Genomic DNA, 20181 nt, shown 5'->3' on the forward strand with positions numbered 1-20181 from the left:
TTAGAAGTGCGCCGACTTGGTGTTGGCCGGAACTTCCAGAGGAGGTGCAAACTTGGTCAGGTCGATGCCTTCCACAGCGGTTTTGTACTCTTCCAGAGTTGGTGTGCGGCCAAGGATTGCGGACAACACAACCAGTGGTGTCGATGCCAGCAGCGATTCACCTTTCTTCTCCGGAAGGTCGCCCACAACGCGGCCCTGGAACAGGCGGGTTGAGGTTGCCAGAACGGTGTCACCCTTCTCCGCCTTTTCCTGGTTACCCATGCAGAGGTTACAGCCTGGGCGCTCGAGGTAGAGAATGTTCTCATACTCGGTGCGGGCCTGCTGTTTTGGGAACAGATCGTCAAAGGTAAAGCCGGAGTAGCGCTCCAGGATCTCCCAGTCGCCCTCTGCCTTCAACTCATCAATGATGTTGTAGGTTGGGGCAGCAACAACCAGCGGTGCCTTGAACTCGACTTTGCCGTTGGCAGCTTCGAGGTTCTTCAGCATCTGCGCCACAATCTTGATGTCGCCTTTGTGCACCATGCAGGAGCCGACAAAGCCCAGATCAATCACCTTCTCTGCATTGTAGTAAGACACAGGGCGAATGGTGTCGTGTGTGTACCGCTTGGACACGTCTTCGTTGTTCACGTCTGGGTCGGCGATCATGGGTTCAACGATCTGGTCCAGATCAACCACAACCTCGGCAAAGTACTTGGCACTGTCATCCGGCTTCAGAGCGCCGTTCGCACCGGAACGGATGTCCGCGATACGTGCGTCCGCTTTGTCCAGCAGGCCTTGCAGCGTGTTGGTGCGGTTTTCCATACCTTTGTCGATCATGATCTGGATGCGGCTTTTCGCCAGCTCCAGGGACCCGATCAGCGTGTCATCGTTGGAGATACAAACAGAGGCTTTCGCCTTCATCTCTGCGGTCCAATCGGTGAAGGTGAAGGCCTGGTCGGCCAGCAATGTACCGATGTGAACCTCGATCACGCGGCCCTGGAAGACGTTGTCGCCGTGCTGCTGCAACATCTGCGCCTGGGTGGCGTGCACCACGTCGCGGAAGTCCATGTGGTCAGCCATCTTGCCCTTAAAGGTCACCTTCACGGACTCAGGGATCGGCATAGAGGCTTCGCCGGTCGCCAGCGCCAAAGCAACAGTACCGGAGTCCGCGCCAAAGGCGACGCCTTTGGACATACGGGTGTGGCTATCGCCGCCAACGATCACGTCCCAGTCATCCACGGTGATGTCGTTCAGCACTTTGTGGATCACGTCGGTCATCGCGTGATACTCGTCCTTCGGGTCACGCGCGGTGATCAGGCCGAAGTCGTTCATGAACTTCATCAGCTTCGGAATGTTGGCTTGCGCCTTCTTGTCCCAAACCGACGCGGTGTGACAGCCGGACTGATAGCCCACGTCCACGGAAGGGGAGATCACAGTCGCCGCCATCGCCTCAAGTTCCTGCGCGGTCATCGGACCAGTGGTGTCCTGTGAGCCAACAACATTCACTTTGACGCGCACGTCAGAGCCCGCGTGCAGCGTTGCACCCGGTGTGGTGCCCAACGCATTGCGGTTGAAGATTTTTTCAACTGCGGTCAGGCCTTGGCCTTCCACAGACAGCTCTTTGGATGGTGCGTAGGCAGATTTCAGTTCCTGACCGAGAGCGCCTGCAGCAAATGTCTGCAGTTTCTTACCAAAGACCACAGCGTAGGAGCCACCCGCCTTCATGAACTCCACTTTTTGCGGGGTGAAGGCCGCAGAGACGTCTTTCAGCACGTTGCCGTCCGCATCGCGCAGCGTTTTGTCTTTGGTGTTGATGGTCAGCACGGTGCCAGTGGCCACGGAGTAGGCTTCTTCCAGCACGGCTTCGCCGTCTTCATCCACAACAACATTGCCGTCCGCATCGGTCTTTTTGACCCAGTTGTCCAGATCAATGCCGATACCGCCGGTCACGCCCACGGTGGTCAGAAAGATCGGAGAGATGCCGTTCGTGCCCGCGACGACAGGTGCGATGTTGATGAACGGTACGTAAGGCGATGCCTTCTTACCGGTCCACAGCGCCACATTGTTCACACCAGACATACGGGACGAGCCCACACCCATGGTGCCTTTTTCCGCAATCAGCATCACACGTGCCTCAGGGTGCTGTTTCTGCAGTTCCTGAATGGCCACCTGGTCTTCCGGCGAGCACATGCATTTGCCGTGCAATTCACGGTCGGCACGGGAGTGTGCTTCGGCACCGGGCGACAGAAGGTCGGTCGAGATATCTCCGATACCGGCGATGTATGTCACAACTTTGATTTCTTCTTCGACTTCTGGGAGCTTGGTGAAGAATTCCGCCTTGGCGTAGCTTTCCAGCAGATCTTTGGCGATGGCGTTGCCGGCCTTGAAGGCTTCTTCAAGGCGATCAGTGTCGGCCTCATAGAGGAAGACCTGAGTCTTCAGCACGGCTGCGGCTTGCGCAGCAATCGCGGCATCGTCGCCCAGCGCCAGGTCAAGCAGTACGCGGACCGATGGGCCACCCTTCATGTGGGACAGCAGTTCGAAGGCAAACTCCGGGGTGATTTCAGCCACGTCAGCCGCGCCGAGAATGATCTCTTTGAGGAATTCGGCTTTCACACCTGCGGCGCTCGTGGTGCCTGGCAAGGTGTTGTAAATGAAGAACTTCAGGGAGTCTTCGCGGTGGGCGTTGCCGGTGTCTTTGATCTGTTCGATCAGTTCGCTGACCAGCGCGCCGCTATCAATTGGCTTTGGATTCAGACCTTCGGTTTTGCGGGTCTCAATCTCATTCAGATAATCTGTATACAAGCTCATGATGATCCTAGCGATTTGAGGTTGGCTTAAGCATGAACACCCTGTTTTTGACCCGGAGGCGATTCACAGGGCAGGTATTGTATGCCGATGTATACCAAGCTTGAAAAAGACGCAAGTTGCCCTTCGGAACAATTGTCTTGGCTTACTCAAACGTGATGTCGCAGAGCGGCGTATGACGACTATTGTAAGTGTCTACTGGCTCGTTTTCCAGACCACAACGCCGTACCAAAACAGACAAAACCGACGGCATATGGATCCGAGAAGAAGCCTACATCCAGAGGTTGCGACCTAAGTTCCGACTCGGAAAACGTCATGACACATGATGCCGCAGAACAAAGCGTCCGTTCAAAAATGAATTGACACAATCGAGATTTTGCCTGACTTGGTGACGGAGATGGTTCCCGCGACGACCTTTGTCAGAACGGGATGAAAAGGGAATACGGTGCGGCCTTCAAAGACCAACTCCGTAACTGCCCCCGCAACTGTAAGCGGCGAGCCTCCCGAGAACACCACTGAGCGCGATGCGTTTGGGAAGGTTCGGGAACGCGACAACCCGCAAGTCAGGAGACCTGCCATCACGACGATAACTTCAACCCGGGCGGGGCGTCCGGACAGGAGGCCAAGATGGCTTTACGGATTGATCCGTGTGAAAAACTGACTGTGCTTGCCCCGCGCTATCGCGGAGGGCGAGATGGCCAACCCCACCCACAGAATTTCGATTTGCACATCCTGCAAACATGTCGGCGAAAGCTGTCGTCCCGGTTATGAGTTGATCAAGCGCTTGCGCGCCGCCATTGATATGGCGGGTGATGCAATCACGGAAGAGTTCGAGATTTCCGGTGTGGCCTGCATGGCGAGCTGCAAGCGACCCTGCACCGTGGCCTATCACAGCACACGCAAGGCGACCTATCTTTTTGGCGACATCACGCCGGAACAGGACATTGAGGATTTGGTGTCCTTTGCCCAGCAATATGCGGTGCTTGGGGACGGCTGGTGTTCGTCGGTGGATCGCCCCGGCAAGCTGCGCAAAAACACCTTGGCACGGGTACCGTCAATGATGCTGGCGATTGAAGACAGCGCGGAGCGCCTATCATGATCGCAGGGCATCTGGTGGCAAAGAATGTGTGCTGGCGCCCCGGCAGAAACCAGCCCTTCCTGCTGAATCCTGTGAGTTTTGAGGTCTATCCAGGCCGCGTGCTTGGCGTGGTTGGCCCCAATGGTGCAGGCAAGTCGACGCTGTTGCGGATGGTGTATCACTATCAGAAGCCCACATCCGGGCAGATTTTGGTGGATGGACAGGACCTTTGGGGGATGTCCGCCAAAGTCGCCGCCCGCAAGGTGGCCGCTGTGTTGCAGGAACAACCAGGGGCCTTTGGCCTTTCGGTGCGCGATATTGTGGCTCTGGGGCGCACGCCTCACCGCAGTGGACTGTCGTCGGAAGGCGCAAGAGATGCGGAGATCATTGATGCGGCCATCTCCCGGATGCAGCTAGAAGCATTGGTTGCCCGCGATTTCGACACCCTCTCAGGGGGCGAGCGGCAACGGGTGATGGTCGCGCGGGCTTTGGCGCAGCAGCCGCAGGTTCTGGTGATGGATGAGCCCACCAACCACCTCGACATACGCCATCAACTCGAAATCCTATCGCTGATCCGGTCGCTTGGGCTGACCATCGTGGTCTCGTTGCACGATCTGAACATGGCCGCAGACGTGTGTGACGCCATCCTGCTGTTGAAAGACGGACACAGCCAAGGCTTTGGCAGCGCCAATCACGTGCTGAGCGAACAGCTTGTCTCTGACACGTTTTCAGTCACCGCCCAGCGCCAAGTGCTGAGCGTCAGCCAAAATCAACACCTCACTTTTCATCTACCTAACTAAAGGACCTTCTCCATGAAAACCCAACTGACAACCGTCGCGGTCAGCGCTCTTCTGGCTCTGTCCACCACCGCTGCGCTGGCGGAAACCACCGTGGACAGCTGCAACCGCCAAGTGACGTTTGACGCACCGCCCAAAGCGGCCATTTCCAACGACGTGAACCTGACCGAAATGATGCTCGTGCTGGGTTTGGCGGATCGCATGGTCGGCTACACCGGTATCTCTGGCTGGAAGACGCTGGACGAAGAGATGCGCGCGGGTGTGGAAGAACTGCCAGAGCTGTCCGCAAAATACCCAAGTAAAGAGGTGCTGATCGGCGCGGATGCGGACTTCTTCTTTGCCGGTTGGAACTACGGCATGAAAGTGGGCGGCGAAGTCACACCAGAGACGCTCGCGCCGTTTGACATCAAGGTTTATGAGCTGACCGAGAGCTGCATCCACATTGGCGAGAAAGACGCCGCCAGCATGGATGATATGTACAACGACATCCAAAACCTCGGCGCGATCTTTGACGTGAAAGACAAGGCGGATGCGCTTGTCGATGGCTACAAAGCAGACCTCGCCGCCTTCACGGATGGTTTGGCGCCTCTGGAAACGGCCCCACGTGTGTTTGTTTATGACAGCGGCGAAGACACGCCGTTCACCGCAGGGCGCTATGCGATGCCAAACGCGTTGATTGAAGCGGCCGGTGGTACCAACATCATGAACGATCTGGAAAAAAGCTGGGCCAAGGTTGGCTGGGAACCGGTTGTGGAGCGCAACCCGGAGGTCATCGTGATCGTGAACTACGGCAATGTGACCGCAGAAGAAAAGCGCGCCTTCATGATGAACAATCCGGCCTTTGCCGAGATGGACGCGGTGAAGAACGACCGGTTTGTGACCCTGGAATACATTGAAGCGACGCCAGGTCCGCGCAACATCGCTGCGGTGAAAACCCTCGCAGAAGCGTTCCGGGCGAAATAAATGACAGGAAGAGCAGCAGGACAGCCAAAGAGCAGGTTTCCTTATGTGATCGGCGCAGGGGTGCTCCTGTTGCTTTTCTCGATATCGGTCGCAATCAGTGTGGGGGCGGTCTCTGTGCCCCTGCAAACCGTCTGGAGCATCCTGATCAATCAGGTCGCGCCGGGCACAATTGAGCAGGACTGGTCCAAAGGACGGGAAGCGATTGTCTGGGACATTCGGTTTCCTCGCGCTTTGCTGGCCTGTCTGGTGGGCGCCGGATTGGCAGTTGTGGGCGGCAGCTTGCAGGCCGTGACGCGCAATCCGCTGGCCGATCCACATTTGCTGGGGATTTCTTCCGGCGCGGCCTTTGGGGCGATCATGGTCCTAATGCACACCGGCATGTTTTGGGGACTCATCACCGTGCCGTTGTTTGCCTTTGGCGGGGCCTTGGCGGCCACCTTACTGGTGCTGGCCGTGTCGCAGTTTGCCTCGGCCACCAGCGCGGATCGGTTGATCCTGGCGGGGGTGGCCGTGTCGTTCATTGTGATGTCGCTGGCCAATGTGCTGATTTTCCTTGGCGACCCACGGGCGACACATACGGTGGTGTTCTGGATGCTGGGTGGTCTGGGCTTGGCGCAGTGGAGTCATTTGATTTTCCCGCTGGCGGTGCTCGCCCTCTGCGGCACCTACATCTGGATCAATGCGCGGAAATTGAATGCGATGACGGTGGGGGATGAGACCGCCTCCACCCTGGGCATTCCGGTGGCGCGGTTTCGTCTGATGATCTTTGTTGTCGGCGCCATGATCACCGGGGTGATGGTCGCCTTTTCCGGCATGATTGGTTTTGTTGGCCTGATGGTGCCGCATATTGTGCGGATGCTGGTGGGCGGGGATTATGCCCGCGTGATCCCGGCCTCTGCCCTGTTTGGTGCAATCTACCTTTTGTGGTCCGACATCATCGCACGCACAATTATGGCACCGGAAGACATGCCGATTGGCATCGTCACCGGCTTGGTGGGCGGTATGTTCTTTGTCTGGTTGTTGCGGCGGCGGGCGCGGTAAAGCGCCCTGTCCTAATCACCTCAGAGAAGCGGATAGTTTTCCGAGTTCTCCAAGGCGTAGTGCCACCATTCATAGGGGTTGATCTCAAAACCGGCACCCACCATGAGACCCAACAGAATCAAACGATTTTGCTGGGCCTCACGGTGGATGTCGATCCTGGAGTGATGCGATTATTGCAGGGCGGCGTCAAAGTCTGTGCCCATATCGAGCACAGTGCCGTCTGCGCGGGTCAGCGTCAGGTCCACGGCGGTGCCGCGGCTGTGGTCTGACCCAATCTCGGGGTCTGCAACAAATTCGGGGTCGGGCCGTACCTCCCACAAGCGGCGTTGCACCGCTTGGGGGCGATAGGCATCCAGCAGCAGAAAGCGCAGTCCGAGGGCGGCGGCGCGATCAGCGGCATGAAAGAGGGCATCGGCGGCGTGTCTGTGCAGGCGCGCCTGTTGATCCTCCGGCGTGGTGTAAAGCACCTCACCGGCAAAGTTTTGGGTGGTCGCATAGGCCAGCTGCACGTCGATGGCTGCATGTTGGATCGCGACCAATGTCATGCAGGCACCTTCTGAGGGATGGCTGCTGTTGTTTGGCAACAGCGCACCTGGGCCTGCTCGGTCGGCACCATGTTTTGTCGTACGTCACAGCCCACGCCCGCCAGCTCGCAGCGGTCCTTGAAGAAGCAGCCTGCGGGCAGATTACGGTTGGACGGGAGATCGGTGTTGCTGAGAGCCTCGCCCAGCCCGCCGGTGGCGCGCATGGTGGGGATCGAGTCCAACAGGAGACGGGTGTAAGGATGTCTGGGCGCAGCAAGGACAACTTCCGACGCGCCGTGCTCCACCACCTGCCCCAGATACATCACCGCCACCTCATCACAGAGATAACGCACCACGGAGATGTCGTGGGAAATGAAAATGTAGGTCAGGTCACGTGCCGCCTGCAGCTCTTTGAGCAGGTTGAGGATTTGCGCCTGAATGGAGATGTCGAGCGCCGAGGTGGGTTCGTCGAGCACAATCACATCCGGGTCGGAGGACAGCGCGCGGGCAATGGCGATCCGCTGACGCTGGCCACCGGAGAATTCATGTGGATAGCGGTCCAGCACTTCGGGACGCAGCCCCACTTTGGCGGCAAGCTCTGCGGCCAGCGCACGCAACTCGGCCTTTGGGGTTTTGGAGACCGCAAAGACCGGTTCCGTGATCACGCGCCAAACCGGCATACGCGCGTTAAGCGAGCTTTGCGGATCCTGAAACACAATCTGCACATCGTGGTCTGCGCCAAAGTAACGGGTGACCTCCCCTTCAGAAGGTTTGCGGATGCCCATGAGCACCTGCGCCAAAGTAGACTTGCCACAGCCGGACTCTCCCACAATGCCCAGCGTTTTCCCGCGAGGAATATCCAGATCAATGCCATTAAGTGCGTGCACAAAGCCACGTGGACGGCCGCGCCAGTCTTCGCCAAAGGGAAAGCGCATGTGGATGTTGGTGAGCGTCATCACGCTATTGGTGTTCATGCGGTGACCTCCTCACAGAGCCAGCAGGCGGCTTGGTGTTTCTTACCCACATCCGTGAGTGATGGGCGCGAGTTGCAGGCGTCCCGCGCGTGGCAGCAGCGGGCCTGAAAGGCGCAGCCCTTGGGGGGATTGACCAGATTGGGCACGGTACCGGGGATAGAGGCCAGCGGTGCGCCCGGGTCCGCGTCTTCTGGCAAGGCTTCGATCAAAGCGGCCGTATAGGGGTGCTGCGGGTTGCCGAGCACCTTTTGGGCCGGTCCGGTTTCCACCACGCGGCCTGCGTACATCACATAGATACGGTCGCAAAACTGGCTGATCACCGCGAGGTCATGCGAGATGAACAATACCGAGGCGCCGGTTTGGCGGGCTTTGGCGTGCAGCAGTTGCAGCACCTGCCGTTGTACGGTCACGTCCAAAGCGGTGGTGGGTTCATCCGCCACCAGCAGCTTGGGAGAGCAGGCAAAGGCCATGCCGATCAGGATACGCTGCCGCATACCGCCGGAGAGCTCAAAGGGATAGCGCCCCAATATTTCTTCGGCATCATTGATGCGCATATCCTTAAGCAGTTCGATGGCCCGATCCCGGGCCGCCATGCCACGCAGATTGGAATGCAACTCGATCACCCGCAGCATCTGTTTGCCAATGGTCTTGGTTGGGTTCAGAGCCGTTTGTGGCTCCTGAAAGATCATCGCCACATCACCGCCGCGCAGGCGGTTCATCTCGCGCTCGGACATGGATTGCACATCGCGGCCAAGCAGGCTGATCTTGCCGCCGTCCTGCCGGAACGCGCCGTCCGGCAGGAGCCGCAGGGCGGTCATCGCTGTCACGGATTTGGCCGAACCACTTTCGCCGACAAGGCCAACAATCTCGCCCGGCTGGACTTCCAGATCCACACCGTTCACCGCATGCACATCACCTGCGAAGCCCGGAAACAGAACTTCCAGTCCGTCAATTTTCAATACTGGGTCCGCCATGTCAGCGTGCCTTCTGTTTGGGATCAAGGATGTCGCGGATGCCGTCACCCAAAAGGTTGAAGGCGGTGGCGGTGATCAGGATGGCGAAGCCTGGAAAGGCCGAGTACCACCACTGGTCCAGGATGTAGTTGCGTCCCGTCGCGACCATGGCGCCCCACTCGGCGGTGGGCTGTTGTGCGCCAAGGCCAATGAAGCTGAGCGCGGAGGCCAGAAGGATGGTGCTGCCGAGGTCCAGTGTGGCTTGCACCATGACCGGTGACAGGATGTTGGGCAGGATGTGCCAGCGTAGGATGTGCAGCTTGGACGCCTTGAAGGTTTCGGCGGCGGTCACAAAGGACATTTCCCGGATCAGCAGGGTTTGACCGCGCGAAATGCGCACATAGACCGGGATGCGCACCAGCGCGATGGCGATGGCCGCGTTGATCAGGCTTGGGCCCAACGCTGCGGCGAGCGCCATGATCAGCACCAGTGAGGGCACCGAGAGCACCACATCCATCATGCGCATAATCACCACGTCCACACGTCCGCCGATCAGGCCGGCAAAGACGCCAATGAAAGTGCCGATGGAGCCGGCGACAACCACAACAAAGAAACCCACGGCCACAGATTGCCGCCCGCCATAAAGAATGCGGGAGTAGAGATCGCGCCCAACTTCGTCGGTGCCAAAGAAGTTGTCCCAACTGGGCGCGGCCAGACGGGCGCGCAGGTCGATGGCATTGGGATCGTGCGTGGCAAAGACAGGTGCAAAGATCACCAGAAACAGCACGATCAGCACCACGGCCCCGCCGCCAAGCGTGAGCGGGCTTTTCTTGACTTGATACCAGAGATAGCCCCAATCCACCCGCGACAAGGCGCGTTTCACGGGGTTTGTAGAAACGGTTGCGTCGCTCATCACGAGACCTCCCGGATGCGCGGGTCAACCGCCATATAGATCAGATCAACCGCCAAGTTGATCAGCACATAGGCCAGCGAGACCACCACGGTGAAGCCCATGACCGCTGGGAAATCCAACGCCTGAATAGAGTTCACCACATAAGCGCCCATGCCAGGCCAAGCGAAGACGGTTTCTGTCAACACCGTCCCGTAAAGCAGGTCGCCCAGCGCGAGACCCAGCACAGTGATCGAAGGGATCATGGCGTTGGGCAGTGCCTCGGTGAAGACAATCTTGAAGCGGCTGAGGCCATTGGCCTTGGCGGTGCGGATATAGTCTTGCTGCAGCTCTTCCAGCATGGCCGCGCACCTGGCGGGCCACCACACCGAGGTGGACAAAGCCAAGGGTGAAAGCGGGCAGAAGGATGTGTTTGAGGGCGGAGCCGAAGGCTTGCAAATCGCCGGCCAAAAGGCTGTCGATCATCAGGAAGCCAGTGACGCGGGTGGGCATCTCAAGCGAGGGATCAATGCGCCCACCGCTGGGGAGCCAACCAAGGTTGCCATAAAACAACAGGATCACCAGCAGGCCCAGCCAGAAGGCGGGGGTGGAGATGCCGGTCACGGCGATCACACGCACAAAGTGGTCAATTGGTTTGTCTTTCCACACGGCGGAGGCCACGCCCAGCGGGATGCCCAATGCGGTGGCGAACAGCAGCGCGGTCAGCGCCAGCTCCAATGTGGCCGGGAAGAAGATACGCAGGTCCTCGAGCACCGGACGACGGGTGCGGATCGAGGTGCCAAAGTCGCCCTGGACCACGCCTTCGAGGTAGCGGACGTACTGGACCGGTAGCGGTTTATCGAGGCCGAGGGCCTCGCGGATGTTCTGCACAATCTCGGGCGTCGCGCGGTCACCCGCAATCATGCGGGCCGGGTCGCCGGGAATGAGATTGGAGATGGTGAAGGTGATGACCGTCACACCGAAGAGAACCAAGATCAGGAACATCAAGCGGCGGCGGATGACATTGAGGAAAGACATCGGCGCGTTTCTTTAGTGGCTGAAGGCCCCAGACCACCGGGATGATCTGGGGCCGATTGCTTAAGGCTTAGTCGGAGAGCGACATGTCACCGAAGTTGAAGATGTCTTCGAGCATTGGGTTGAAGACAAAGCCGGCTACATCATCACGCACGGCAATGCGGTAATCTTTCTGGAACAGATAGACGTAGGCGGCCTCGTCGGTCACGATCTCCTGAAGCTCACCGTATAGCGCGGAGCGTTCTGCCTGATCGGAGCTGACCACAGCCTGTTGCAGCAGACCGTCAACCTTGTCGTTGGAGTACCAGCTGCGGTTGCCCGCCAGACCATGGCGTTTGCTGTCAAACCAGTAATTGGTGAACATGTAAGGGTCCGCAAAATCCGGGCTCCAGTTGCCGGTTGCGATGCCAAATTCGCCAGTGTCAAAGCGCTCACGCATGGTGGCGTTGGCCAGCTTCTCCAGCTTCACGTTCAGGCCCAGTTGGGACAGATACGCCTGGGTTGCGATGGCGATTGACTCCCACAGGGGGTCACGGTCGGAATAGAGGAAGGTGATTTCTTCGCTTGCGCCACCGGCCACGTCGAGGGCTTTCTTCGCAGAGGCCAGATCATAAGAATACTGGGTCGCGTTTTTGTTCTGACCCCACATGCCTTCTGGGATCGGACCGTGCATTTGTACGCCGTTGCCGTCCAGAATGCCGTCGATGATACCCTGATAGTCCACAGCTGCGGAAATCGCACGGCGCACGTCAACATTGTCCAGCGGGGCCACTTTGTTGTTCAGGTAGAGATAGGTCACCTTCAGGCTTGGGTAGTTCTGTACCTCAACCCCATCGGTGCTGCCCAAGGCGTCCAGCTGATCCACCGGCAGGCTTTCGGCGATGTGTACGTCACCGGCTTCAAGCTTCAGACGACGGGCCGAGGCTTCTGCGATGATGTCGACGCGGATTTTCTCGATCTCAGGCGTGGTACCACCGTAGTTCGGGTTTGGCTCCAGCACGAGGTTTTGGCCACGCTCCCAACCGGTCAGCATGTAGGCGCCGGAACCAGCGGAATTGGCGGAGAGCCATTCGGTGCCGCGGTCGCCACCTTTGCCTTCAACCGCTGGGTTTACAATGCCTGCGCCGTTGTTGGCCAAAGTGTAGAGGAACGGTGCAAAAGGCTGCTCCAGCGTGAAGGTCACCTGCATATCGCCGGTGGCTTCGACTTTCATACCACCCGGGAAGGCTTCAGACGGGCCGCGGCCCAGATCCATCAGGCGGTTGAAGGAGTATTCCACGGCGGCGGCATCCACGGCTGCGCCGTCGTGAAACGCGTTGCGGAGGCCAGATCAAAGGTCCAGACCGTGCCATCGTCGGACGCCGACCAGCTGCTGGCCAATTCGCCCACCACGGAGGTGAGACCTTTGCCGTCCTCAGACACGTCATAGCGCACCAACCGTTGGAACAGCGAATATGTTACGGTCCAATCATTGTTATTCATGGTTTGTGCTGGATCGAGCGTTTGCGGGTCAGCCGCCTTAGCCACCACCAGGAGATCAGCATCGCTATCTGCGATGGCAATTGGGGCATTCGCCACCATGCCAAAGGAGATGGCTGCTGCGCCAACTACCTGGAACCACTGTGAATTTTTCATCTTCGCTGTCCTCCCATTGGGGACAGCGTCGGGCAGAAGGGTCTGAGGATGGGCGTGAATATTTCGGAGGCAATTGCCAGTGCAAACCAGTCGTTTACCAAGCTGGAAAAACGGGTTGCCACCTATCTGAGCAGCCGGCCCGAGGCGGTGGCCTTGGAAACCAGCGCCGAAATTGCTGAAAAACTACAAGTCAGCCCAATGACGGTGAGCCGGTTTTTCAAGAAGCTGGGGTTTACCAATTTGAACGAGCTGCGGGCAGATGCGCGGCGCGATCTCTATGGTCCAACCTCCGCACGAATCGGCAGCCGCTTCAAAAGCTTCAAACAGGCCAGCCAGACCCGCGACGCGACGCAGGATCATGCCATCGCCAATGCCGCCATTCGCACCGCGCTGGATTTGCGCGAAACCGAACGCTGGCAGGATGCGGTGCAATATGTCGCCCACTCTGACAGCGTCATGGCGGTGGGTTTTCAGGTGATGCAGTATCTGGCGAATGGCTTTGCCATGCGGCTCAAATACCTGCGCTCCAATGTGATTTTTCTGGATGGCACCGACGGGGTCTATGCCGAGGTCTTTGGCGATGACTCCGAGACCAAGGCGCTGATCCTGATTGATACGTTCCGGTACGGCAATCACGGGCCAATCCTGGCCAAGGCAGCGCGGGAGCGCGGCTTCAAGGTGATCCTGTTTTGCGACGAGTTCTGTGATTGGGGCTCAAGCCTGAGCGACGTGATGCTGCCCTACCCCAACGAAGGCCATATGTTCCTGCCATTCCCGACCGGCATCCATTTTGGTCTGAACCTGATGTTTCAGGATGTGGTGACAGAGCTTGGCAACAAGGCACGCGACAAGGTGGAACAGGTCGCCAAGTCTCAGGATTTGTTCGACAATTTCCTGCCCGAGTAAAAACTTATGGATTTCCGATCGCTTTAAAACTCAGTCGTCCACATACTGTCTGAACCCTCCCTCAAAAGTCGCCCGATAGGCGAATTTGGCCTTAAAATGAGCCGATCCGCGCACTATAGACGAAAGAGACAATTCTGCTTCTGAGCTTCGATGGAAACGCCGGGGCACCAGAAGCCACTTCAATTTCTTTGGGAGACCGAAACCAATGGCCAAACTTCTCTGTGATGTTCGCGGAAAGTACCGCCTAGAGTTCCTACGAGAGATTGAGGAGCAGTCAGGTGGCGAAATAGAAGTATCGCTTGTTGTCGGGGACCGTGGTGCTGATTTGTTCTCGCGCCCGATCAATACGATGAAACGGGACTGGCGGCATGAACGACTGCGCAAACATCACATGCAAGATACGGTGCATCAGAGCGCCAATTTGGATTTGCTGTCCTCCAATGAGTTCCACGACATGGCGACCATGGCGATCGACCATTTTCAGCGTGTCAGCAAGAACTACAACTACAACTCTCACAATCTAGATAGCGTTCAAGATTACCTCGACTACTATTACATTCTTACTGACGTCATTTCCCAGCGGATGATTGAAGAAGAGATCACCCACGTTGTGTTTTTTATGACGCCGCACCTGGGTTACGACACTGTGCTATACCAAGTCGCAAAGAGCTTGGGCATCAAGACGCTGGTGATGAACCAACAGTCCTTATTTAATAACCGTTTCTTCTCCTCTGGCTCCATCGACGACTATGGCAATTTTGATCCAACTGATAGCGACGCCCCAGCAATCCCATTGGAACAAGGAAAATTGCTGGATTTGTTTTATATGGATGGCACCTGGCAGAAACCTGGTGAAACTGGCAAAATAAACCTAAGAGCCTTTGCGAGTTTCTTGAAATATGTCCTAAGGCGTGAACCCAGCCTTATTTTGAAGCCCCTTCACCTCTATAAACTGCTAAAGCGCGTTTCGGACGTTTATGGGAGTTTACCCGATTGGCGGGATCCGTTTGCAAATTACTTCCACAAAAATGCGCTGGCGTACTATGAGCATCTAGCCGAGTTTGATCGCGGCACGGTCGATTACAACCAAAAATACGTATACGTGCCACTGCACAACCAGCCTGAAATGTCCGCTTCAACTTTGGGCGGGCGGTATCGCGATCAGCTGTTGATGATAGAAGCCATTGCCCGCTCCATCCCGGAAGATTGGCAAGTATATGTCAAAGAGAATCCACGTCAGGGTGTTTTTGCTCGAGGACCTTTTTTCTTTCACCGCCTATCTCGCATCCCCAATGTGAAAATGCTGCCCTCTTTTGCTGATTCAGCTGCATTGGTGGCCAACGCACAAGTGGTCGGTACCGTGGCCGGCACGGCTGGTTGGGAAGGGCTGCTCTCAGGTATTCCGGCCGTGGTGTTTGGCGGCGCGTGGTATAAATCCCTGCCTGGCGTGACGCTCTATGAAGAGGGTTTAGATTTTGAAAAAATCGCCGCTGCTGGAGTAGACCATGCAGCGCTTGAACGCGCATACGGCGCCTTGGTGGATCGGTCACATGAAGGTGCAATCGACGGTTTGTTCTTTGACAAGATCGAAGGCTTTAATTCTGCCGAAAATGCGGCGTTAGTGGCAAAGTCTGTGATCGGTCTTATTCAGGAGGACATACCAACAACCTACGGCGCCCTGTGACGCCGTTGGATAGCGGTTGGTCAGACCAGCTTTCCCTCCTGCAACTCCAGCATTTCCGGCGCCAGCGCGGCGCGGAACGCGGGGTTGTGGCTGACCAAGAGAATGGCTTGCGGCAGGCCTTGCAGGATTTCCAGCAGGCGCGCTTCGTTTTTGGTGTCGAGCGCGTTGGTTGGCTCATCCAGAAGGAGCGCTTCGGGCTCCATGGCGAGTACAGTGGCGAGGGTCACGAGACGCTTTTCGCCGCCTGAGAGCTTATGGGTGATGCGGTCGCGCAGGTGCATCAGGTTCAGGTCGGTGAGCACCTTGTCGACAATCGCCAAGGCCTCACCTTTGGTGCGGCCCAAATTGAGCGGGCCAAAAGCGATGTCCTCCGCCACGGTGGGGCAAAACAGCTGATCGTCCGGGTCCTGAAACACCAGGCCAATTCGGCGGCGGACCTCGTGGAAATCCGCCTCCACCCGGCGCTCTGTGCCAAAGATGGTAACGGTGCCAGCGGTAGGGAGCTGTAGACCCAGCGCAATGCGCAACAGGGTCGACTTGCCTGCGCCATTAGGACCTGCAATCGACAGACGCTGCCCCGCCGTGAGCTGTACCGACGCCCCATCCAGCACCGGAGGCTGCCCAGGGTAGGCAAAGTGGATGTTTTCCAGTGCGAGGATCGTCATAGAAAGTCCAGAAACAGCAAGCCGACACAGACCCCACCAAGAAGGGTTGCGAACAAGTGATCACGGCGGATCATGCGAAACTCTTGTAGCAAGATTAGCTGACCTGAAAAGCCCCGGCATTTCATCGCGCCCAGAATGCGCTCGGAACGTTCGATCGCGCGCACAAGCATCATGCCCACAAGATAACCGAAGCTGCGGTAGGTGTGCCAATTGGTGCCCGGCCGGAAGCCGCGGATTTTCATGGCCCCACGCAGGCGGAGGTATTCTTCGCGCAGCACTTCGATGTAGCGGATGGTGAACATCAACAGATGCACCAGCACTTCGGGGCAGCGCAGCTTGTGCAAGGCGTGACCCAATGTGACCGGCTCCATGGTGCCGACCAGCACCATGAGCGTGAGGATCACCGCATTGGCGGTCAGGCCGATCTCGATGGCCTTCCACAGCCCTTGCCAACTGGCGGGGAAGCCAAAGACGGAGAACATCGGGTCGCCCGGCATGGTGAAGGGCAAAAGCACCAGCATAAAGATGATGAAGCTGTCCATCATCGCCATACGTTTGAGCGTGCGACGGATGGGCAGGCGCGACATCATCAACAGCGAAATGGCGGTGGCGAGCGCGGCAATCAGCGCTGGGATCGTGGTCAGCGCGACGGTGGTGATGGCAAAGACACAGGCCAGAACGACACGCACACGCGGGTCGAGATCGCCGATCACCCCATAGGGCGCATCGCTGCCCGCCTCGGCCAGGGTTTTGGCCTTGGGTTCCAGCGCGTGCGCCATCAGGCGGCCATCTTCCGACGGGCGGCGAGGTAGAAGCCAAATCCAAACAGGCCCACGATATAACCGATCCCCCCCAGGATGCTCTGCATGTCGTTTTTCTCACGATAGGCGGCAATCTCGCGGCGGAGTGGGCGGATTTCATCGCGCACCGCCTTGGCGATAACCTGACGCTCCTCATCAGACAGAGAAGCAACGGTGACAACATTTGCACCTTCGACTGGTCCGTCAGAAGCGGCCACCGGCGTATCTACGATCTCTGCGGCCACGCCCATGATGTCGGCCACCTCTTCGGCAAGCATGACAACTTTGGCCACATGCCCCGCGCCCATGTCGGCGGTGAAGGTATGCGCCACGGGGCTAGTGGGGGTGTAAAGAAAAAACCCGTCTTCATCGGTCACGGTGCGGCCCAGCTCGGAGCCATCGGGGCCAAACACAATGACCTCCTGCCCGACAGCCATGTCTCCATTGGAGAAGCCAAGCTCTCCCTCGATGGCGTCACCTGCCGGGAACACGCCGGCAATGACCTTATGCGCCAGCACGGGAAGCGGCGCGCAGATCAGGCTGACAATCAGGATCAGCTGTTTCACGCGGAGGATCCTTTCAAAAACAACTCCGGTTTGACCTTACGCGCCAAAAGCACAGCAAAGCCAGTGAGCACAGCTTCAATCACCATGACCGGAATATGGGCAAAGAACACCAGCTTGGCAGCAGGCAAAAACTCATCGCCAGTCAACGCAAGGGACACGGCCACAAAGAGGGTTGTGGCGGCAATGGCAAAGGCCCCGCCAAGGCCGCCCCAGATCGCCCCCTGCACAGGAGAACCGCGGCCAATCAAACGACCAAAGATCATCCAGGCCAGAACTGCGGGCATGGCAATGTTGAAGGTGTTCACGCCCAGCACGGTCAGTCCACCGAAGCCGAAGAACACCGCTTGCAGAAGCAATCCGACAAACAGCGCCGGAAAGGCGGCCCAGCCGAGCAGAAGCCCGGCCAGACCGTTCAGAATCAAATGCACAGAAGACGGGCCAATCGGCACATGGATCAGCGAGGCGACAAAGAAGCTGGCCGACAACACCCCAGCGGTTGGGATGCGGTCGATGTCCAGCGACTTGAGGCCCATGGCGATCCCGCCTGCGGCGGCAACTGCGCCACCGATCACAACAGGGTTGGACAAGGCTCCGTCAACGATGTGCATATGGGGTTACTCCAGATCCCAGGCGCGGATCCAGATAACCGCGTCTTGGCTAAGCTCTTTGCCTTCATGCTCTGTGGCTGGGCCAGACCCCAGTGCGGCAAAGCCCCAGTAGCCAGCCTTTGGCACACCAAAGGTGAAGTAGCCATTGTCGTCAGAAATCGCGACAATCGCACCACCAGGCAGTGGAGACACGGTGGTGGCCTTCGCGCCGGTGCCCGACAGGTCAGGCTCTGCCGCCATGTATTCGATCTCGATCTCCGCACCGGCAACCGGCTTGCCTTCGCTCAGCACGCGGCCGGTGAAAGTGCCGCCTGCGATCACGTTGTAGGGTTTGTTCAGCGGCAGGATCTCGGTGGCCAGACCCTGTGGCCGATCCCAATCGGTGGGCAGCTCGTTGCGGTTCAGATAGGCCTTGGTGATCTGCTGGATGTAGATGTCCTCGGACTCTTCGTAATACGGCGCTGGCACGGTCACGAGCACGTAATCACCGGAGCGTTTCACGGGCACCGAGCCCATGAAGGCTTTGGCGCTGTTGTCAGGACCATCAAAGGTGGTCTCTTCCAACGTGTCCAACAGGTCGGTCTTTTCGCCATTGTGGATCACATAGAATTCTTCCGGCTTTTCAAGAGTCATCACGTGACCGGCGTCATGTGGGTGCCAGAAGATCAGCTTCACCGGCACATCGCCGGGACGCTCGATCATTGTGTCTTCGGTGTACTCAAGCAGGAAATGCGCTTGTGCCATAACTGGCAGGGCCAGTGCAGCGGTGGCCGCCAAAAGCAGTTTTTTCACAAAATTAGTCCTTATCACGTCGCGCCTTCCCCGGCGCATTGGTCCTTGTGACTTGGAATGGCTTGGAACCGGATATCGCGCGCGACACACAGATCCAGCGCACACCCCGTCGCCGTTGATGAGCCCCCTTCCCAAGGGCACGTGTTCGGCAGGTCTCCTGACTTGCGGGTCAAAACACGAAGCTGGCCTTCCCGGGGTGATCCCAGTGGCATGATCAGCTGTGCTCACCGCCTACAGTTGCGGGGGCAGTTGCAGAATTGGCAGAATTGGCCGCACTGCATTCCCTATTGCTTCCAGAGGATTCCCCCGGAACCGAACATGACGCGTGTGTGCCAGACCACGGGCGGACCGGTCAACAAGGGACTGCGTCTCAGCGTGTACTATTTGCGACAATGCGTGGCGTGGGCTAAGGGAATTTTGGATGTCTGACTTTCCGCGGAGCACGAAACGCCGAAAACTATGGTGCGGGACTTTTGCTTCGCAAGGTGTCTCGTTTTGGCGGTGCATACTGCCACTCAATCGGCAACCCCGCAGTCCCGCTTCAGGATCTCTACGGCCGTTTCCCGAGTTGTTTCAAGCTTGTCGCTGGCCTTTAGAAGGTCGTCATATAGTAACTTCATTATGATGAGGTCCCTTTCAGTTGGTAGAACAAAGTACGGCTCCCCGGATTGCGCCCGCAAATACCGCGGGTCTGAGTAGAGCGTGCCCAAGCCAATCGGGCCGGCTTTGACCCAAGAGTATAGAAAACTTCCTACGTCACACATTGGGAGCAATCTTTTAGATTTTGGTGGGCTTTGCCCCATGCCTCAGAGTAGTCAAGACCCGCATTTTCCCAATCCTCCTTCAAAGCCAGACACTTAATTTCGTCCTTCCGAATGAATTTTTTATAGTCGGCTTTCGCTGTCTGGGTTTTGGGTTTCAGGATTCTTCGAGCCTTGTTGGCAACGACGACTTCGACCCGCATGAAGCCGATATCTTGCATACGAACAGTGTTTTCACTGAGGCGACTTCAAGTCCGGTTATGCCGGATGACCAGATTTGACGAGTACCGAGACCTCGCATCACAGCGCCTAGAATTGCGGGATCGATCCCCGGCACGAATTCACCGACCGTAAGATAGACAAACAAAATACGTTTTCTAATGGGGCTGTAACAGTTTAGCCGCCTACACAAGCCTTTGCATTGTGTGTCCTAAAGAGGAAATTCTCGACAATCCACGTGTCATTAATCGTGTTGAACCTCTCGATAAATGCACATTCTTGTTTATGCGGCGTCTGTGCGGCAACGCTTTCATGTAGCAAAGTGAGGGCAAGAACCGAGATGTGGAGTTTCGCTGAAGGTTTGCAGCTTTCCTTTAGACACTGAGGCCCAAGAGCCTTTTTAGGCAATATGTTGTACGACCCACAAGCTTCAATCCCCGCTGTGTCCGTCATGTTATGAGTCTGAAGCTGTGAGGCGTTAAAGCCATTGGTCATTTGGACCAA

General features: G+C 57.5%; 19 protein-coding genes, 2 pseudogenes and 2 riboswitches. Of the genes and pseudogenes, 6 read left to right on the forward strand and 15 right to left on the reverse strand.

Going from position 1 to position 20181, the window contains the following annotated elements; genetic code table 11:
• Positions 1-2790, reverse strand: a complete 2790-nt coding sequence (locus tag MK208_RS12955) for a bifunctional aconitate hydratase 2/2-methylisocitrate dehydratase (RefSeq protein ID WP_294117138.1) — start codon at positions 2788-2790, stop codon at positions 1-3.
• A 378-nt stretch (positions 2791-3168) separates the two neighbouring features.
• A riboswitch (cobalamin riboswitch) is annotated at positions 3169-3382 on the forward strand.
• A 72-nt stretch (positions 3383-3454) separates the two neighbouring features.
• Between MK208_RS12955 and MK208_RS12960 the strand changes: the two genes are divergently transcribed.
• From MK208_RS12960 to MK208_RS12975, 4 genes are read left to right on the forward strand one after another with little or no spacing between them, the layout of a single operon-like run.
• Entirely contained in the window at positions 3455-3886 is a 432-nt protein-coding gene (locus MK208_RS12960) for a DUF1636 domain-containing protein (RefSeq protein ID WP_294117139.1), read from the forward strand.
• A complete protein-coding gene (locus MK208_RS12965; protein ID WP_294117140.1) occupies positions 3883-4665 on the forward strand; it encodes an ABC transporter ATP-binding protein in 783 nt (260 codons plus the stop codon). Before MK208_RS12960 ends, MK208_RS12965 begins: the two co-directional genes overlap by 4 nt.
• A gap of 12 nt (positions 4666-4677) precedes the next feature.
• Positions 4678-5625 carry an ABC transporter substrate-binding protein gene (locus MK208_RS12970; protein ID WP_294117142.1) on the forward strand — a complete coding sequence of 316 codons (948 nt, stop codon included), beginning with the start codon at positions 4678-4680 and terminating at the stop codon, positions 5623-5625.
• Positions 5626-6666: an iron ABC transporter permease gene (locus MK208_RS12975; protein WP_294117143.1), complete on the forward strand. Its 1041-nt coding sequence runs from the start codon at positions 5626-5628 to the stop codon at positions 6664-6666. It abuts the gene before it with no gap.
• Positions 6667-6686: 20 nt separating this feature from the next.
• On the opposite strand, the pseudogene ddpX reads toward MK208_RS12975, so the two are convergent.
• The 7 genes and pseudogenes from ddpX to MK208_RS13010 form a co-directional block, all read right to left on the reverse strand.
• Positions 6687-7211 (reverse strand): annotated as a pseudogene (gene ddpX, locus MK208_RS12980) (D-alanyl-D-alanine dipeptidase).
• Entirely contained in the window at positions 7208-8164 is a 957-nt protein-coding gene (locus MK208_RS12985) for an oligopeptide/dipeptide ABC transporter ATP-binding protein (protein ID WP_294117145.1), read from the reverse strand. Before MK208_RS12985 ends, ddpX begins: the two are co-directional and overlap by 4 nt.
• Positions 8161-9138: an ABC transporter ATP-binding protein gene (locus MK208_RS12990; RefSeq protein WP_294117146.1), complete on the reverse strand. Its 978-nt coding sequence runs from the start codon at positions 9136-9138 to the stop codon at positions 8161-8163. Before MK208_RS12990 ends, MK208_RS12985 begins: the two co-directional genes overlap by 4 nt.
• A gap of 1 nt (position 9139) precedes the next feature.
• Entirely contained in the window at positions 9140-10030 is an 891-nt protein-coding gene (gene ddpC / locus MK208_RS12995) for a D,D-dipeptide ABC transporter permease (protein WP_294117148.1), read from the reverse strand.
• Positions 10030-11044, reverse strand: a pseudogene (locus tag MK208_RS13000) (ABC transporter permease). Before MK208_RS13000 ends, ddpC begins: the two are co-directional and overlap by 1 nt.
• Before the next feature lie 67 nt (positions 11045-11111).
• Complete coding sequence (locus MK208_RS13005; protein ID WP_294117152.1) at positions 11112-12335, reverse strand: ABC transporter substrate-binding protein; 1224 nt, start codon at positions 12333-12335, stop codon at positions 11112-11114.
• A complete protein-coding gene (locus MK208_RS13010; RefSeq protein WP_294117155.1) occupies positions 12296-12676 on the reverse strand; it encodes a hypothetical protein in 381 nt (126 codons plus the stop codon). The genes MK208_RS13005 and MK208_RS13010 overlap by 40 nt, the downstream gene beginning before the upstream one ends.
• Positions 12677-12730: 54 nt before the next feature.
• Between MK208_RS13010 and MK208_RS13015 the strand changes: the two genes are divergently transcribed.
• Both MK208_RS13015 and MK208_RS13020 read left to right on the forward strand, forming a co-directional pair.
• A complete protein-coding gene (locus tag MK208_RS13015; RefSeq protein WP_294117157.1) occupies positions 12731-13582 on the forward strand; it encodes a MurR/RpiR family transcriptional regulator in 852 nt (283 codons plus the stop codon).
• Positions 13583-13787: 205 nt separating this feature from the next.
• On the forward strand, positions 13788-15266 hold the full coding sequence (locus MK208_RS13020) for a hypothetical protein (RefSeq protein ID WP_294117159.1): 1479 nt from the start codon (positions 13788-13790) through the stop codon (positions 15264-15266).
• Between the two features lie 20 nt (positions 15267-15286).
• On the opposite strand, the gene MK208_RS13025 is transcribed toward MK208_RS13020, so the two are convergent.
• From MK208_RS13025 to MK208_RS13055, 7 genes are all read right to left on the reverse strand, one after another.
• On the reverse strand, positions 15287-15931 hold the full coding sequence (locus tag MK208_RS13025) for an ABC transporter ATP-binding protein (RefSeq protein WP_294117161.1): 645 nt from the start codon (positions 15929-15931) through the stop codon (positions 15287-15289).
• A complete protein-coding gene (gene cbiQ / locus MK208_RS13030; protein ID WP_294117162.1) occupies positions 15928-16710 on the reverse strand; it encodes a cobalt ECF transporter T component CbiQ in 783 nt (260 codons plus the stop codon). Before cbiQ ends, MK208_RS13025 begins: the two co-directional genes overlap by 4 nt.
• Positions 16710-17297: a cobalt ABC transporter permease gene (locus tag MK208_RS13035; protein WP_294117164.1), complete on the reverse strand. Its 588-nt coding sequence runs from the start codon at positions 17295-17297 to the stop codon at positions 16710-16712. Before MK208_RS13035 ends, cbiQ begins: the two co-directional genes overlap by 1 nt.
• A complete protein-coding gene (gene cbiM / locus MK208_RS13040) occupies positions 17294-17905 on the reverse strand; it encodes a cobalt transporter CbiM (protein ID WP_294117166.1) in 612 nt (203 codons plus the stop codon). The genes MK208_RS13035 and cbiM overlap by 4 nt, the downstream gene beginning before the upstream one ends.
• Positions 17906-17911: 6 nt before the next feature.
• A complete protein-coding gene (locus tag MK208_RS13045) occupies positions 17912-18697 on the reverse strand; it encodes a DUF4198 domain-containing protein (protein WP_294117167.1) in 786 nt (261 codons plus the stop codon).
• Positions 18698-18826: 129 nt separating this feature from the next.
• Positions 18827-19029: riboswitch (cobalamin riboswitch) on the reverse strand.
• 419 nt (positions 19030-19448) lie between these two features.
• Positions 19449-19679 carry a hypothetical protein gene (locus tag MK208_RS13050; protein ID WP_294117169.1) on the reverse strand — a complete coding sequence of 77 codons (231 nt, stop codon included), beginning with the start codon at positions 19677-19679 and terminating at the stop codon, positions 19449-19451.
• Positions 19680-19854: 175 nt separating this feature from the next.
• Positions 19855-20181 (reverse strand): hypothetical protein (locus MK208_RS13055; protein ID WP_294117170.1); only part of this gene is annotated, 327 nt, incomplete at its 5' end.

Source organism: Shimia sp. (assembly GCF_022448905.1).
Classification (GTDB): Bacteria; Pseudomonadota; Alphaproteobacteria; order Rhodobacterales; family Rhodobacteraceae; genus Shimia.